Consider the following 14,269-nt stretch of genomic DNA (forward strand, 5'->3'; position numbering starts at 1 on the left):
GCCATGGTCACAACACCTCCGGAGCGAGCGAGATGATCCGCATGAAGCGCTTGTCGCGCAGCTCCCGGCCGACGGGGCCGAAGATGCGCGTGCCGCGCGGGTCACCGCTGTCGCGGATGATCACCGCGGCGTTCTCGTCGAAGCGGATGTAGGAGCCGTCGGGACGCCGACGCTCCTTCACCGTGCGGACGATGACGGCCTTGACGACGTCGCCCTTCTTCACGCCGGCGCCGGGCAGCGCGTCCTTCACGGTGGCGACGATGACGTCGCCGATGCCCGCGTAGCGGCGCCCCGAGCCACCGAGCACGCGGATGCACAAGATCTCCTTGGCACCGGTGTTGTCGGCGACCCGCAGACGCGACTCCTGCTGGATCACTTCCTGCTCCTCAGTCCTTGATTCGACAGCCGGGCCGGATCGGTGAACCGGCTGTCCGGCACCCACGTGCGGACAGCCGGTGGCGTGCGCCACCGGCCGTCCGTGCACGGGTACCGGGATGCGGCGCACCACCGGGGTGCGCCAGTCGTCCAGAGTACCTGGCGCTCAGTCGGCCTGCGCAGCCGACCGGGTCACTTGGCCTTCTCGACGACGGAGACCAGTCGCCACCGCTTGGTGGCGGACAGCGGCCGGGTCTCCATGATCTGCACGCGGTCGCCGATGCCGGCGACGTTCTGCTCGTCGTGCGCCTTCAGCTTGCTGGAGCGCCGGATGACCTTGCCGTACAGGCCGTGCTTCACCCGGTCCTCGACCTCGACCACGATGGTCTTCTCCATCTTGTCGCTCACCACGAGGCCCTCACGGACCTTGCGGTAGCCGCGACCGGCAAGACCCGGGCCGCTCGCCTGCGTCTGCTCGCTCTCGCTCATGCCACACCCTCGTTCGGGGCGACCGAGAGACCCAGCTCGCGCTCACGCATGATCGTGTAGATCCGGGCGATGTCGCGGCGGACGGTCTGCAGTCGCCGGTTGTTGTCCAGCTGGCCGGTGGCCACCTGGAAGCGCAGGTTGAACAGCTCTTCACGCGACTCGCGCAGCCGGGTGGCCAGCTCGTCGGCGGACAGCTCGCGCAGCTCGGGCGCAGTCAGTCCGGCGGCCATCACACTTCTCCTTCACGCGTGATGAAGCGGCACTTCATCGGGAGCTTGTGGATCGCGCGGCGCATGGCCTCGCGGGCGACGGGCTCGGCCACACCGGAGAGCTCGAACATGATCCGGCCCGGCTTGACGTTGGCCACCCACCACTCGGGCGAGCCCTTACCGGAGCCCATGCGGGTCTCGGCGGGCTTCTTGGTCAGCGGGCGGTCGGGGTAGATCGAGATCCACACCTTGCCGCCACGCTTGATGTGACGGGTCATGGCGATACGAGCGGACTCGATCTGCCGGTTGGTCACGTACGCCGGCTCCAGGGCCTGGATGGCGTAGTCACCGAAGTTGATCGCCGTGCCGCCCTTGGCCCGGCCGGACCGGTCCGGGTGGTGCTGCTTGCGGTGCTTGACCCGACGGGGGATCAGCATGGCTCAGGCCCCCTGCTCTGACGTGGTGTTCTCGGTGGCAGCCGCCTCGGCGGTCGCGGCGCCCTCGGTGCCGGCGGCCGTGGCCACGGTCTGCTCCACGGCGACGTCACCCGAGCTGGCCGCGACGGTGTCCTCCGCGGGACCGGTCGTCCCCTCGGCGGGACCGGTCGTGCCCTCGGCGGGACCGGTCGTGCCCTCGGCGGCGGCGCGGCCGGCCTCGGTGCCCCCGGCGGTGGTGCCCGAGGACCCGGACCGACGCGGACGCTGCGGGCGCTCGCGGCGGGCCTGACGCTGGGCGAGGGCCTCGAGGGCCTCCCGCTCGGCACGCGACCCGCTCACGTCGCCCTTGTAGATCCACACCTTGACGCCGATGCGACCGAAGGTGGTGCGGGCCTCGTAGATGCCGTAGTCGATGTTCGCGCGCAGGGTGTGCAGCGGCACGCGCCCCTCGCGGTAGAACTCCGACCGGCTCATCTCGGTGCCGCCCAGGCGACCGGAGCACTGCACCCGGATGCCCTTGACCTGCGGGCTGCGCTGGGCGGACTGCATGGCCTTGCGCATGGCGCGACGGAAGCTGACCCGGCTGGAGAGCTGCTCGGCTACGCCCTGGGCGACCAGCTGCGCGTCGGCCTCGGGGTTCTTCACCTCGAGGATGTTCAGCTGCACCTGCTTGCCGGTGAGCTTCTCCAGCTCGCCACGGATCCGGTCGGCCTCGGCGCCGCGGCGGCCGATCACGATGCCCGGACGGGCGGTGTGGATGTCGACACGGACGCGGTCACGGGTGCGCTCGATCTCCACCTTCGAGATGCCGGCGCGCTCCATGCCCTTGCCCATGAGCTTGCGGATCGCCACGTCCTCCTTGACGTAGTCCGCGTACAGCTTGTCGGCGTACCACCGGGACTTGTAGTCGGTGGTGATGCCGAGCCGGAACCCGTGCGGGTTGACCTTCTGACCCACTAGCGGGTCCCTCCCCTCGTGTTGCTCTTCTGCTGGGTCGCCGGGCCGGACTGGCCGGTGTCCCGACGGGCCTTGCGGGAACGCTGGGCGAGCTCGGCGGACGAGCTCACCTCGCTCACCTCGACGGTGATGTGGCTGGTGCGCTTGTTGATCCGGAACGCCCGGCCCTGCGCCCGCGGACGGATCCGCTTGAGCGTCGGGCCCTCGTCGACGAACGCGGCGCTGACGACGAGCGCTGCCGGGTCCAGCCGCAGGTTGTGCCCGGCGTTGGCGACGGCGCTGGCGACGACCTTGGCCACCGGCTCGCTGGCGCTCTGCGGCGCGAACCGCAGCAGCGCCAGTGCCTCGTCGGTCGGCAGGTAGCGGACGAGGTCCACCACCCGGCGGGCCTTCATGGGGGTGACGCGGACGAACCGGGCGGTGGCCCGGGCGACCGGCGTCTCCTGTCCCAACTGGGAAGTCATCTGACTCTCTTCTCTACCTGGTCGCTCAGCCGCGCCGCGACCGGCGGTCGTCCTTGACGTGCCCACGGAACGTGCGGGTGGGCGCGAACTCGCCGAGCTTGTGCCCGACCATCGCCTCGGTGACGAACACCGGGACGTGCTTGCGGCCGTCGTGCACGGCGATCGTGTGCCCGAGCATGTCGGGGATGATCGTCGAGCGCCGCGACCAGGTGCGGATGACGTTCTTGGTGCCCTTGTCGTTCTGCGCGTCCACCTTCGCGAGCAGGTGGTCGTCGACGAACGGGCCCTTCTTCAGGCTGCGTGGCATGTCTGACGGACTCCTCTCCCGCTCAGCGCTTCTTGTTGGTGCGCCGGCGGCGCACGATCAGGGCGTCACTGGCCTTGCGCTTGCGCGTCCGGCCCTCCGGCTTGCCCTTCGGGTTCACCGGGTGGCGACCACCGGAGGTCTTGCCCTCACCACCACCGTGCGGGTGGTCGACCGGGTTCATCGCGACACCGCGGACGGTGGGGCGCTTGCCCTTCCACCGCATGCGGCCGGCCTTGCCCCAGTTGATGTTCGACTGCTCGGCGTTGCCCACCTCGCCGACGGTGGCGCGGCAGCGCACGTCGACGTTGCGGATCTCGCCGGAGGGCATCCGCAGCTGCGCGAAGCGGCCCTCACGGGCGACCAGCTGGACGCTGGTGCCGGCCGAGCGGGCGATCTTCGCCCCGCCACCGGGCCGCAGCTCGATGGCGTGGACGACGGTGCCGACCGGGATGTTGCGCAGCGGCAGGTTGTTGCCGGGCTTGATGTCGGCCCCGGGGCCGCACTCGACCGCGTCGCCCTGCTTGAGCTTCGCCGGCGCGATGATGTACCGCTTCTCGCCGTCGGCGAAGTGCAGCAGCGCGATCCGCGAGGTGCGGTTGGGGTCGTACTCGATGTGCGCGACCTTGGCCGGCACGCCGTCCTTGTCCGCGCGGATGAAGTCGATCACCCGGTAGGCGCGCTTGTGCCCGCCGCCCTGGTGCCGCGCGGTGACGCGACCGTGGACGTTGCGCCCGCCGCGACCGTGCAGCGGCCGGACCAGCGACTTCTCGGGGTGGTCGCGGGTGACCTCGGCGAAGTCGGCGACGGACGAGCCGCGGCGGCCCGGCGTCGTCGGCTTGTACTTACGGATGGCCATGGTTCCTCAGAGTCCTCTGGTCCGATCGGTGGGTCCGGGCGTCAGGCGCCCGGCCCCCCGAAGAGCTCGATGCGGTCGCCGGGGGCCACGGAGACGATGGCGCGCTTGGTGTCCTTGCGCTTGCCCATCACAGCGCCCTTGGAGCGCTTCCTCTTCCCCTGACGGTTGATCGTGTTGACCGACAGGACCTTCACGTTGAAGACCTGCTGAACAGCGATCTTGATCTGGGTCTTGTTGGCGTCCGGGCGGACGATGAACGTGTACTTGTTCTCGTCCAGGAGGCCGTAGCTCTTCTCCGAGATGACCGGGGACAGCAGGACGTCCCGGGGGTCGCGGACGCTCACGCCTTCTCCTCAGTGGTCTCGTCGGTCGCCGACTGCGCGGTGGCCGCACCGTCGGCGGGCAGGACGATCGACGGCACGACGTCGTCGACCTCGCTGGTGTGCAGGTCGGGGAGCTCGGCCGAGGTGGCCCGGCCCTTGCCGCCCTTGGCGGGACCCGCGACGTACTCGGCGAGCGCGGCCTCGGTGAAGACGACCTCGTCGCTGACCAGCACGTCGTAGGTGTTCAGCTGGCCGGCCTCGATCAGGTGGACCCGGGGCTCGTTGCGCAGGCTGATCCAGTTCAGGACGTCCTCGCGGTCCAGGACGACCAGCACCCGCTTGGCGGCGGTGAGGGCGTCGAGCACCTTGAGAGCGGCCTTGGTGGAAGGGGCGTCGCCCTCGACGAAGCCGGTGACCACGTGCACCCGGTTCTCCCGGGCCCGGTCGGAGAGGGCGCCGCGCAGCGCGGCGGCCTTCATCTTCTTGGGGGTCTTCTGCTCGTAGTTCCGCGGCTGCGGGCCGTGGACGATGCCACCGCCGGCGAACTGCGGGGCACGGATCGAGCCCTGCCGCGCGCGGCCGGTGCCCTTCTGGCGGTAGGGCTTGACGCCACCACCGCTGACCTCGGCGCGGGTCTTGGTCGAGTGCGTGCCCTGGCGGGCCGCGGCCAGCTGGGCCACGACGACCTGGTGCAGCAGCGCCACGTTGGCCGGGGCGTCGAACAGCGCACCGGGCAGGGTGACCTGCCCCGAGGTGGTGCCGGCCGGCGTCCGGACGTCGACCTGGCGGTCGGCGCGCTCGCTCGTCGAGGTGGTCACTTCGCGTCACTCCCCACGGGGCCGCCCTTGACCGCGGAACGGACCAGCAGCAGCCCACCCCGGGGGCCGGGGACGGCACCCTTGATCAGCACCAGGCCCTTCTCGGTGTCCACCGCGTGGACCTTCAGCGAGAGGGTGGTGGTGGTGACCGCGCCCATGCGCCCGGCCATCTTCAGTCCCTTGAACACCCGGCCGGGGGTCGAGGCCCCACCGATGGAGCCGGGTGAGCGGTGCTTGCGCTGGGTGCCGTGCGCGGCGCCCAGGCCCTTGAAGCCGTGCCGCTTCATGACACCAGCGGTGCCCTTGCCCTTGCTGGTGCCGATCACGTCGACCTTGGCGACGTCCGAGAGGACCTCGGCCGTCACCTCCTGGCCGACCTCGTACTGGCCGGCGTCCTCGGTGCGCAGCTCGACCAGGTGCCGCCGCGGCGTGACGCCCGCCTTCGCGAAGTGGCCGCCCTCGGGGCGGTTCACCTTGCGCGGGTCGATCTCGCCGAACCCGAGCTGGATGGCGGAGTAGCCGTCGCGCTCGGGGGTGCGCACCTGGGTGACCACGCAGGGACCGGCCTTGACGACGGTCACCGGCACGATGCGGTTGTTCTCGTCGAAGACCTGGGTCATCCCCAGCTTCTCGCCGAGGAGCCCACGGAATGTGCTCGCCATGTCTGGGACAGCCCTTACTGGATGTTGACGTCGACCGAGGCCGGCAGGTCGATGCGCATGAGCGCGTCGACCGTCTTCGGCGTCGGGTCGAGGATGTCGATGAGGCGCTTGTGCGTACGCATCTCGAAGTGCTCGCGCGAGTCCTTGTACTTGTGCGGCGAGCGGATGACGCAGTACACGTTCTTCTCCGTCGGCAGCGGCACCGGGCCGACGACGCGCGCTCCGGTCTTCGTCACCGTGTCCACGATGCGCCGCGCCGAGGCATCGATGGCCTCGTGGTCGTAGGCCTTCAGCCGGATGCGGATCTTCTGTCCCGCCATCGGTTGTCTTCGCTCCTGCCGATCGGTTGTGAAAGTACAGATGGGTCTGCTGACCCGGGGGCGGATCTCCCGACCCGGTGACGGGCGGCGGCCGGTGGCGGCCGCCGCCCGTCAGGGTGTCACTTGTTGATCTTGACGACCCGGCCGGCGCCAACGGTGCGCCCACCCTCGCGGATGGCGAACCGGAGGCCCTCCTCCATGGCGATGGGCTGGATCAGCTCGACCGTCATCTCCGTGTTGTCGCCGGGCATGACCATCTCGGTGCCCGAGGGCAGCGTGACGACGCCGGTGACGTCCGTGGTCCGGAAGTAGAACTGCGGGCGGTAGTTGTTGAAGAACGGCGTGTGCCGGCCACCCTCGTCCTTGGAGAGGATGTAGACCGAGCCCTCGAAGTTCGTGTGCGGGGTGATGGAACCCGGCTTCACGACGACCTGGCCGCGCTCGACGTCCTCGCGCTTGATGCCGCGCAGCAGCAGACCGACGTTGTCACCGGCCTGGCCCTGGTCGAGCAGCTTGCGGAACATCTCGACACCGGTGACGGTGGTCTTGGTCGAGGTCGGGCGGATGCCGACGATCTCGACCTCCTCCGACACCTTGACGATGCCGCGCTCCACGCGACCGGTCACCACGGTGCCGCGGCCGGTGATGGTGAAGACGTCCTCGACGGGCATGAGGAACGGCTTGTCGATCTCACGCTCGGGCTCGGGGATCGCCGTGTCGACGGCGGTCATGAGCTCCATGAGCTTGTCGCCCCACTCGGCGTCGCCCTCGAGGGCCTTCAGCGCCGAGACGCGGACCACGGGGACGTCGTCGCCCGGGAACTCGTACTCGGACAGCAGCTCGCGGACCTCCAGCTCGACGAGCTCGAGGATCTCCTCGTCGTCGACCATGTCGGCCTTGTTGAGCGCCACGACGATGTAGGGGACGCCGACCTGGCGGGCCAGGAGGACGTGCTCCTTCGTCTGCGGCATCGGGCCGTCGGTGGCGGCGACCACGAGGATCGCGCCGTCCATCTGGGCCGCACCGGTGATCATGTTCTTGATGTAGTCGGCGTGCCCGGGGCAGTCGACGTGCGCGTAGTGCCGGTTCTCGGTCTGGTACTCGACGTGCGCGATCGAGATCGTGATCCCACGCGCCTTCTCCTCGGGCGCCTTGTCGATCTGGTCGAACGCGGACGCCTCGTTGAGGTTCGGGTACTTGTCGTGCAGCACCTTGGTGATCGCCGCGGTCAGCGTCGTCTTGCCGTGGTCGATGTGCCCGATGGTGCCGATGTTGACGTGCGGCTTGGTCCGCTCGAACTTGGCCTTGGCCACTGAGGTTCCTCTCGGTCGGTTCTTCGCAGTCGTTCGCGTGTCTGGGGGTGCGAGCAGAGCTCGCGGTGGCCGGCGGCGTCAGCCGCCCACCGATTACTCGCCGGTCGCCTTGGCTTCCACCGTTGCTCGGCTCCGGGAGAGCTCCGCTCCTCGGGCCGTGGCCGGCCCTGCGGTGCTCACTCTCCCGTCGCCTTCGCGATGATCTCCTTGGCGACGTTGGCCGGCACCTCGGCGTACGTGTCGAACACCATGGTGTAGCTCGCCCGTCCCTGGGTGCGGCTGCGCAGGTCGCCCACGTAGCCGAACATCTCCGACAGCGGGACCAACGCCCGGACGACGCGGGCGCCGGAGCGCTCGTCCATCGCCTGGATGGTGCCGCGGCGGGAGTTCAGGTCGCCGATGACATCGCCCATGTAGTCCTCGGGCGTGACGACCTCGACGGCCATCATCGGCTCGAGCAGGGCCGGGCTGGCCTTGCGGGCGGCCTCCTTGAAGACCATCGAGCCGGCGATCTTGAAGGCCATCTCCGAGGAGTCGACCTCGTGGTACTGGCCGTCGAGCAGCGTCGCCTTGACCCCGACCATCGGGTAGCCGGCCAGGATGCCGTACTGCATGGCGTCCTGCATGCCCGCGTCGACCGAGGGGATGTACTCGCGCGGGATGCGGCCGCCGGTGACGGCGTTCTCGAACTCGTAGGTCGGGCCGTCGGCCGCGACCTCCAGCGGCTCGATCGTCACCTGCACCTTGGCGAACTGGCCGGACCCACCCGTCTGCTTCTTGTGGGTGTAGTCGACCTTCTCGACCCGCTTGCGGATGGTCTCCCGGTAGGCGACCTGCGGCTTGCCGACGTTCGCCTCGACGCGGAACTCACGGCGCATCCGGTCGACCAGGATCTCCAGGTGGAGCTCGCCCATGCCGGAGATGACGGTCTGGCCGGTCTCCTCGTCCAGGCGGACCTGGAAGGTCGGGTCCTCCTCGGCGAGCTTCTGGATCGCGGTGCCCAGCTTCTCCTGGTCGCCCTTGGTCTTCGGCTCGATGGCCACCGAGATGACCGGGGCCGGGAAGGTCATCGACTCCAGGATGACCGGCTTCTGCGGGTCGCAGAGCGTGTCACCGGTGGTGGTCTGCTTCAGGCCGTTCACCGCGACGATCTCGCCGGCACCCACGCCCTGGCGCTCCTCGCGCTTGTTGGCGTGCATCTGGTAGATCTTGCCGACCCGCTCCTTGCGGTCCTTGGTGCTGTTCAGCACCGGGGAGCCCGAGTCGAGCTTGCCGGAGTAGACCCGTACGTAGGTCAGCTTGCCCAGGTGCTGGTCGGTCTGGATCTTGAACGCCAGCGCCGAGAACGGCTCGTCCTCGTCGGCGTGCCGCAGCACCTCGGTCTCACCGTCGAGCGCGGTGCCGACGATGGCCTCGACGTCCAGCGGGCTGGGCAGGTAGTCGACGACCGCGTCGAGCAGGGGCTGCACGCCCTTGTTCTTGAAGGCCGTGCCGGTGAGCACCGGGTTGACCTGCGCGGCGATGGTCGCCTTGCGGATCGCGGCCTTCAGCCGGTCGACGGAGATCTCCTCGCCGCCGAGGTAGGCCTCCATGAGCGCGTCGTCGAAGTCCGCAATGTTCTCGAGGAGCTTCTCGCGGTACTCGGCGGCCTGGTCGGCGAGCTCGGCGGGGATCTCCTCGATGGCGTAGTCCTCGCCCATCTTGGTCTCACCGCGCCAGGTGAGGGCCTTCATGCGCACCAGGTCGACGACACCGATGAAGTCGGCCTCGGCACCGATCGGCAGCTGCAGGACCAGCGGGTTGGCAGCCAGCCGCTCGATCATCATCTGGACGCAGCGGAAGAAGTCCGCGCCGGTGCGGTCGAGCTTGTTGACGAAGCACATGCGCGGGACGCCGTACTTCTCCGCCTGCCGCCAGACCTGCTCTGTCTGCGGCTCGACGCCGGCGACGCCGTCGTAGACGGCGACCGCACCGTCGAGCACCCGCAGCGACCGCTCCACCTCGACGGTGAAGTCGACGTGCCCAGGGGTGTCGATGATGTTGATGTCGTGGTCGTTCCAGGTGCACTTGGTCGCGGCCGACGTGATGGTGATGCCGCGCTCCTGCTCCTGCTCCATCCAGTCCATCGTGGCCGCGCCGTCGTGGACCTCACCGATCTTGTAGTTGATGCCGGTGTAGAAGAGGATGCGCTCGGTCGTCGTCGTCTTGCCGGCGTCGATGTGCGCCATGATCCCGATGTTCCGGGTCTTGGCGAGCTGGGCCGCGTTGCTGGCCATGTCCTGAACTCCTCTTACGTGTGTGTCCGTGTGCGGGTGCCGGGGATCGCCCGGGGGCCCCGCCGACGGCGGCGCCGGTGGTGGTGGTGCCTTACCAGCGGTAGTGCGCGAAGGCCTTGTTCGACTCGGCCATCTTGTGGGTGTCCTCGCGGCGCTTGACCGCGGCGCCCAGGCCGTTGCTGGCGTCGAGCAGCTCGTTCATGAGGCGCTCGGTCATCGTCTTCTCCCGACGGGCCCGGCTGTACTGGATCAGCCAGCGGAGGCCGAGCGTGGTGCTGCGGGAGGCGCGGACCTCGACCGGGACCTGGTAGGTCGCACCGCCGACGCGGCGGCTGCGGACCTCGAGGGCCGGCTTGACGTTGTCCAGCGCACGCTTGAGCGTGACGACCGGGTCGGTGTCGTTCTTGGCGCGGCAGCCCTCGAGGGCGCCGTAGACGATCGACTCGGCGACCGAGCGCTTGCCGTCGACGAGCACCTTGTTCACCAGCTGGGTAACCAGCGGCGACTGGTACACCGGGTCGGCGACGAGCGGACGGCGGGGAGCGGGACCCTTGCGGGGCATGTCAGCTCTTCTCCTTCTTCGCGCCGTACCGGCTGCGAGCCTGCTTGCGGTTGCGGACGCCCTGGGTGTCCAGCGAGCCACGGATGATCTTGTAGCGGACGCCGGGCAGGTCCTTCACGCGGCCGCCGCGCACGAGCACCATCGAGTGCTCCTGCAGGTTGTGACCCACGCCCGGGATGTAGGCGGTCACCTCGATGCCACTGGTGAGACGAACGCGAGCGACCTTGCGCAGCGCCGAGTTCGGCTTCTTCGGCGTCGTCGTGTAGACGCGCGTGCACACGCCGCGGCGCTGGGGGGAACCCTTCAACGCCGGGGTCTTGGTCTTCTCGACCTTGTCCTCGCGGCCCTTGCGGACCAGCTGGTTGATCGTGGGCATGGGTGGCCTTGATCTCCTACCTGCGCTGGGTCGTGCTCTGGATGGTGGTGCGTGCTGTGTGCGCCCGGTGTCCCGGCCCCGAGTCTGCACGTGACGTACCGTCCGGCCCCCGCGCTCGGGCGTGTCACCCTTCGCAAGAACCGGCCAGCTGGTCTGAGCCGGACTCGTCGCCCCTCGCGACTCGGCACCACCACTTCCCCACCGGACGGTGGAGGTGGCCCCCGGCGGCCGGCGGTCGGGAGGACCATCGGACGCCCAGGTGCACCGCGAACGGGAGCAGGCCCAAGTCACCTCGGGCACGGCTGACCACGATACCCGGGCATGTCGACCCGGTGCAAACCGGGTCCAGATGCCTGTGCGGGCACCGAGTCAGCCGACTGCCGGGAGAACCACGGGGTGGCGCGGGCCATTCCTGACCCGCCGTCCCGCCCGTGTGATCGTCGTCGCCCGGTGGTCGGCGGCACCGGCGCCCGGTCACCGCGGCGGGCAACCCGGAGGGGCTGCCGGACGCCGGAGCGGTGACCGGCCGGGACCGTTCCGCAGGAATGTAGCGCCGGACACCCCTGCCTGTCGCCGGTGTCCCTCCCCCGTGTCGCCCACGTCGCTCCTGTCGGCCCCCAGCCCTACCGTCAGTGGCGACCCGATCACCCCGCACTCCGCGGGCCCTTCCCGGAGGTACGCCGTGCTCCCCGACTCCGCTCGCGAACTCAAGGCACGGCTGTCCCGGCGGCTGTGGCAGGCGTACGACAGCAGCGTCGAGGCCAGCAGCCTCGGCGACCGGGGCTCCGGCACGACCGCCGCCGGCGGGAAGAGCCGGTGGAGCGGGGTGGCCCTGGGCCTGCGGCCGGTGGGACCGCGCCAGGTGCACCTGGCCATCCGGGTGATCGACCAGGCCGACGCCGACGTGGTCCTGGCGGGCCTGCCCGACGGCGCCCGCGCGGAGGTCGACGTGCGGGTGATCGGGCAGGTCCACCCGCTGGGCTCCCCCGCCCCCGACCAACTGCAGCAGCGGGTGCGGCCACTGCGTCCCGGCCTGTCGGTGAGCCACCCCGACGTGTCCGCCGGGACCCTCGGCGGGTTCGTGCGGCGGCCGGGCTCCGACGGGCTGCTGGTGCTGTCGAACAACCACGTGCTCGCCGACGGCAACGCGGCGACGGTCGGGGACCCGGCCCTGCAGCCGGGCACGGCCGACGGCGGGACGGCGGCCGACCGGATCGGCACGCTGGCCGGCTTCGTCCGGCTGGCCCCCGAGCCCGGGAACCTGGTGGACGCCGCGGTGGCCGCCCTGGACGAGGGGGTCCACGCCGACCCGGCCGGCTACCCCGGTGGCGCGCTGCTGCCCACGGTCGCCGCGCCCGACGAGCTGGACCCCGACGAGCTGGTCGAGAAGGTGGGCCGGACCACCGGTCACACACGGGGCCGGATCACCGCGGTGGAGGTGGACGGGGTGGGCGTGCGGTACGACGACGGCGTGCACACCTTCGACGACCAGGTGGAGATCGAGGGACTGGCCGGCGCCTTCAGCGGCGGCGGGGACAGCGGCTCGGTGATCTGGCGGAGCGCCGACCGGGCTCCGCTGGCCCTGCTGTTCGCCGGCTCGTCGACCGGGGGCAGTGCCGGCGGTGGGGTGACGTTCGCCAACCCCCTGGCCACCGTCCTGCGCAGCCTCGAGGTGGAGTGGGTGAACGACCTCACCGCGCCCCAGCCCTCGCTCGGCCGCTGACCGTCCCCCGCGGCGGAGCCGTCGGCACTCGCCATCGGCCTCCGACCCGGGCACCATGGTCCGGGTGACCGACCGTGCCGCCGCCCGCGCCGCCAAGACCGCGCTGGCCTCCCGCTTCGCCGGGGACCCCGGGGTCGCCGCCGTGGGGCTGGCCCGGCAGGACGCGGAGTACGTCGTCCGGGTCGACCTCACCGAGGCGGGCGCGCGAGCCAGGGTCCCCCGCGACGTCGACGGCGTCCGCGTGGTCACGCACGTGATCGGCCCGGTCCGTCCCCTCTGACCCGCCTGCCGCCCGCGCCCGGGTGGCGGAACGCACGGCCGGCGGCCTGCGCGGATGCCCACCGCTGCGCCTGGGACCAGGCAGGATGGGCGGTGGACGACCCCGCTCCGCCGAAGCCCCAGGAGGACGACGTGCCCGGTGACCTCGTCGGCTGGATGGCCGGCCTCGCCATCCTGGTGGTCCTCGCGGGAGGTGTGGCGCTGGTCGTCGGGCTGGCGGTGCGCGATGTCCGCAGGGCGCGCGCTCAGGGCACGCCGTTGAGCAGCCTGGGCGGTGACAACTCGACCATCGGCTGGGGGGACTCGGGGTCCACCAGCCCGGGACCCATGTGACCGGCCCGGTCCGCCCGCTCCGGGGAAGGAACTCCTGCCCCCACCGCTAGCCTGCGCCCATGCGGATCGGGATCCAGGCCGGCTATGCCGGGGACTTCAGGCAGACGGCGGCGGAGATCCGCGACCTCGAGTCGGCCGGGCTGGATGTCGCGATGGTCGCCGAGGTGTACACCTTCGACGCGGTGAGCCAGCTGGGGTACCTGGCCGCGGTGACCGAGCGGGTCGAGCTGATGAGCGCCATCCTGCCGATCTACAGCCGCACCCCCGCGCTGATCGCGATGACCGCCGCCGGGCTGGACCTCGTCTCGGGCGGGCGGTTCACCCTCGGGCTGGGCGCCTCCGGGCCGCAGGTCGTGGAGGGCTGGCACGGGGTCCCCTACGACGCCCCGCTGCAGCGGACACGGGAGGTCGTGGAGATCTGCCGCCAGGTGTGGCGCCGCGAGCGGCTCGTGCACGACGGCCCCAAGTACACCGTGCCGCTGCCGGCCGACCGGGGCACCGGGCTGGGGAAGCCGCTGAAGCTCATCAACACCCCGGTCCGCGAGCGGGTGCCCGTGCTGCTCGCCGCGCTGGGCCCCAAGAACGTCGAGCTGGCCGCCGAGATCGCGGAGAAGTGGGAGCCGATCCTCTTCCACCCCGAGCGGGCGGCTGACGTCTGGGGGGCGTCCCTCGCGGCCGGGAAGGCCAAGCGGGACCCGGAGCTCGGTGACCTCGACGTCGTCGTCGGGGTGCCGGTCGCGGTCGGCGAGGACGTCGGCCACCTGGTGGAGGCGGTCCGCCCGGGGATCGCCCTCTACGTCGGGGGCATGGGCGCCAAGGGGAAGAACTTCTACAACGACCTGGCCCGCCGCTACGGCTACGAGGCCGAGGCGGAGGCCGTCCAGGAGCTGTACCTGGCCGGTCGCAGGGAGGAGGCGGCGGCCGCCGTCCCGGAGGACCTGGTGCGGGCGACGTCCCTCATCGGGCCGGAGTCCTACGTCGCCGAGCGGATCGCCGCCTTCGCCGAGGCGGGGGTCACCACGCTGAGCCTCCAGCCGCTGGACGACAGCCGGGAGGGCCGGCTGCGGACGGTCGAGACCATGCGCCGGTTGACCGACGCCGTCCGGTGAACAGGGCGGGACCACCCGCCGTTCCGTCACGTGACGCGCCCCGGTTCATCCGCTGCGGTGATGAGGTGACCTGGTCACCCA

At 70.8% G+C, this 14,269-nt stretch carries 19 protein-coding genes and 1 pseudogene; 4 read left to right on the forward strand and 16 right to left on the reverse strand.

Features of this window, described 5'->3' with window-relative positions; all coding sequences use genetic code 11:
• Nucleotides 1–7 precede the first annotated feature (7 nt).
• The 16 genes and pseudogenes from rplN to rpsL all read right to left on the reverse strand — a co-directional run bounded on the left by rplN (nucleotide 8) and on the right by rpsL (nucleotide 10,744).
• Nucleotides 8–376 carry a 50S ribosomal protein L14 gene (gene rplN, locus HL189_RS06385; protein WP_026844850.1) on the reverse strand — a complete coding sequence of 123 codons (369 nt, stop codon included), beginning with the start codon at nucleotides 374–376 and terminating at the stop codon, nucleotides 8–10.
• A gap of 191 nt (nucleotides 377–567) precedes the next feature.
• Complete coding sequence (gene rpsQ / locus HL189_RS06390; protein ID WP_369132863.1) at nucleotides 568–864, reverse strand: 30S ribosomal protein S17; 297 nt, start codon at nucleotides 862–864, stop codon at nucleotides 568–570.
• On the reverse strand, nucleotides 861–1,094 hold the full coding sequence (gene rpmC, locus HL189_RS06395; RefSeq protein WP_014742850.1) for a 50S ribosomal protein L29: 234 nt from the start codon (nucleotides 1,092–1,094) through the stop codon (nucleotides 861–863). Before rpmC ends, rpsQ begins: the two co-directional genes overlap by 4 nt.
• Nucleotides 1,094–1,510 carry a 50S ribosomal protein L16 gene (rplP, locus tag HL189_RS06400; protein WP_369132864.1) on the reverse strand — a complete coding sequence of 139 codons (417 nt, stop codon included), beginning with the start codon at nucleotides 1,508–1,510 and terminating at the stop codon, nucleotides 1,094–1,096. The genes rpmC and rplP overlap by 1 nt, the downstream gene beginning before the upstream one ends.
• A gap of 3 nt (nucleotides 1,511–1,513) precedes the next feature.
• Nucleotides 1,514–2,467 (reverse strand): 30S ribosomal protein S3, encoded by a 954-nt coding sequence (gene rpsC, locus HL189_RS06405; protein WP_369132865.1) that lies wholly within the window; start codon nucleotides 2,465–2,467, stop codon nucleotides 1,514–1,516.
• Nucleotides 2,468–2,580: 113 nt separating this feature from the next.
• Nucleotides 2,581–2,931 (reverse strand): annotated as a pseudogene (gene rplV, locus HL189_RS06410) (50S ribosomal protein L22); the annotation flags it as partial.
• Nucleotides 2,932–2,956: 25 nt separating this feature from the next.
• Nucleotides 2,957–3,238 (reverse strand): 30S ribosomal protein S19, encoded by a 282-nt coding sequence (rpsS, locus tag HL189_RS06415; RefSeq protein WP_153359827.1) that lies wholly within the window; start codon nucleotides 3,236–3,238, stop codon nucleotides 2,957–2,959.
• A gap of 22 nt (nucleotides 3,239–3,260) precedes the next feature.
• Nucleotides 3,261–4,094: a 50S ribosomal protein L2 gene (rplB, locus tag HL189_RS06420; RefSeq protein ID WP_369132866.1), complete on the reverse strand. Its 834-nt coding sequence runs from the start codon at nucleotides 4,092–4,094 to the stop codon at nucleotides 3,261–3,263.
• Between the two features lie 41 nt (nucleotides 4,095–4,135).
• The gene (gene rplW / locus HL189_RS06425; protein ID WP_091061394.1) at nucleotides 4,136–4,438 is read right to left on the reverse strand and encodes a 50S ribosomal protein L23; all 303 of its coding nucleotides are present in this window, start codon (nucleotides 4,436–4,438) and stop codon (nucleotides 4,136–4,138) included.
• The gene (rplD, locus tag HL189_RS06430) at nucleotides 4,435–5,235 is read right to left on the reverse strand and encodes a 50S ribosomal protein L4 (protein ID WP_369132867.1); all 801 of its coding nucleotides are present in this window, start codon (nucleotides 5,233–5,235) and stop codon (nucleotides 4,435–4,437) included. The genes rplW and rplD overlap by 4 nt, the downstream gene beginning before the upstream one ends.
• The gene (rplC, locus tag HL189_RS06435; RefSeq protein ID WP_369132868.1) at nucleotides 5,232–5,897 is read right to left on the reverse strand and encodes a 50S ribosomal protein L3; all 666 of its coding nucleotides are present in this window, start codon (nucleotides 5,895–5,897) and stop codon (nucleotides 5,232–5,234) included. Before rplC ends, rplD begins: the two co-directional genes overlap by 4 nt.
• Before the next feature lie 14 nt (nucleotides 5,898–5,911).
• The gene (gene rpsJ / locus HL189_RS06440; protein WP_014742859.1) at nucleotides 5,912–6,217 is read right to left on the reverse strand and encodes a 30S ribosomal protein S10; all 306 of its coding nucleotides are present in this window, start codon (nucleotides 6,215–6,217) and stop codon (nucleotides 5,912–5,914) included.
• A 119-nt stretch (nucleotides 6,218–6,336) separates the two neighbouring features.
• A complete protein-coding gene (gene tuf / locus HL189_RS06445; RefSeq protein WP_369132869.1) occupies nucleotides 6,337–7,530 on the reverse strand; it encodes an elongation factor Tu in 1,194 nt (397 codons plus the stop codon).
• 176 nt (nucleotides 7,531–7,706) lie between these two features.
• On the reverse strand, nucleotides 7,707–9,806 hold the full coding sequence (fusA, locus tag HL189_RS06450) for an elongation factor G (protein ID WP_369132870.1): 2,100 nt from the start codon (nucleotides 9,804–9,806) through the stop codon (nucleotides 7,707–7,709).
• 91 nt (nucleotides 9,807–9,897) lie between these two features.
• Entirely contained in the window at nucleotides 9,898–10,368 is a 471-nt protein-coding gene (gene rpsG, locus HL189_RS06455; RefSeq protein ID WP_222271295.1) for a 30S ribosomal protein S7, read from the reverse strand.
• 1 nt (nucleotide 10,369) lies between these two features.
• Nucleotides 10,370–10,744 carry a 30S ribosomal protein S12 gene (gene rpsL, locus HL189_RS06460; RefSeq protein ID WP_012950487.1) on the reverse strand — a complete coding sequence of 125 codons (375 nt, stop codon included), beginning with the start codon at nucleotides 10,742–10,744 and terminating at the stop codon, nucleotides 10,370–10,372.
• A gap of 682 nt (nucleotides 10,745–11,426) precedes the next feature.
• On the opposite strand from rpsL, the gene HL189_RS06465 reads away from it, so the two are divergent.
• The 4 genes from HL189_RS06465 (at nucleotide 11,427) to HL189_RS06480 (ending at nucleotide 14,188) form a co-directional block, all read left to right on the forward strand.
• On the forward strand, nucleotides 11,427–12,467 hold the full coding sequence (locus HL189_RS06465; protein WP_369132871.1) for a hypothetical protein: 1,041 nt from the start codon (nucleotides 11,427–11,429) through the stop codon (nucleotides 12,465–12,467).
• Nucleotides 12,468–12,522: 55 nt separating this feature from the next.
• On the forward strand, nucleotides 12,523–12,747 hold the full coding sequence (locus tag HL189_RS06470; protein ID WP_369132872.1) for a hypothetical protein: 225 nt from the start codon (nucleotides 12,523–12,525) through the stop codon (nucleotides 12,745–12,747).
• A gap of 92 nt (nucleotides 12,748–12,839) precedes the next feature.
• Nucleotides 12,840–13,079 (forward strand): hypothetical protein, encoded by a 240-nt coding sequence (locus tag HL189_RS06475; RefSeq protein WP_369132873.1) that lies wholly within the window; start codon nucleotides 12,840–12,842, stop codon nucleotides 13,077–13,079.
• Nucleotides 13,080–13,138: 59 nt separating this feature from the next.
• Nucleotides 13,139–14,188 (forward strand): LLM class F420-dependent oxidoreductase, encoded by a 1,050-nt coding sequence (locus tag HL189_RS06480; protein ID WP_369132874.1) that lies wholly within the window; start codon nucleotides 13,139–13,141, stop codon nucleotides 14,186–14,188.
• The last annotated feature ends 81 nt before the right edge of the window (nucleotides 14,189–14,269 follow it).

Origin of the sequence: Modestobacter sp. I12A-02662, from assembly GCF_041028325.1 — a bacterium.
Lineage (GTDB): Bacteria > Actinomycetota > Actinomycetes > Mycobacteriales > Geodermatophilaceae > Modestobacter.

Bases quoted from the DNA above. Each gene is read 5' to 3' on its own strand.
- rpsQ (WP_369132863.1), bottom strand. From the start codon at position 864: ATGAGCGAGAGCGAGCAGACGCAGGCGAGCGGCCCGGGTCTTGCCGGT.
- rpmC (WP_014742850.1), bottom strand. From the start codon at position 1,094: ATGGCCGCCGGACTGACTGCGCCCGAGCTGCGCGAGCTGTCCGCCGAC.
- rplP (WP_369132864.1), bottom strand. From the start codon at position 1,510: ATGCTGATCCCCCGTCGGGTCAAGCACCGCAAGCAGCACCACCCGGAC.
- rpsS (WP_153359827.1), bottom strand. From the start codon at position 3,238: ATGCCACGCAGCCTGAAGAAGGGCCCGTTCGTCGACGACCACCTGCTC.
- rplB (WP_369132866.1), bottom strand. From the start codon at position 4,094: ATGGCCATCCGTAAGTACAAGCCGACGACGCCGGGCCGCCGCGGCTCG.
- rplC (WP_369132868.1), bottom strand. From the start codon at position 5,897: ATGGCGAGCACATTCCGTGGGCTCCTCGGCGAGAAGCTGGGGATGACC.
- rpsJ (WP_014742859.1), bottom strand. From the start codon at position 6,217: ATGGCGGGACAGAAGATCCGCATCCGGCTGAAGGCCTACGACCACGAG.
- fusA (WP_369132870.1), bottom strand. From the start codon at position 9,806: ATGGCCAGCAACGCGGCCCAGCTCGCCAAGACCCGGAACATCGGGATC.
- rpsG (WP_222271295.1), bottom strand. From the start codon at position 10,368: ATGCCCCGCAAGGGTCCCGCTCCCCGCCGTCCGCTCGTCGCCGACCCG.
- rpsL (WP_012950487.1), bottom strand. From the start codon at position 10,744: ATGCCCACGATCAACCAGCTGGTCCGCAAGGGCCGCGAGGACAAGGTC.
- HL189_RS06470 (WP_369132872.1), top strand. From the start codon at position 12,523: ATGGTCCGGGTGACCGACCGTGCCGCCGCCCGCGCCGCCAAGACCGCG.
- HL189_RS06480 (WP_369132874.1), top strand. From the start codon at position 13,139: ATGCGGATCGGGATCCAGGCCGGCTATGCCGGGGACTTCAGGCAGACG.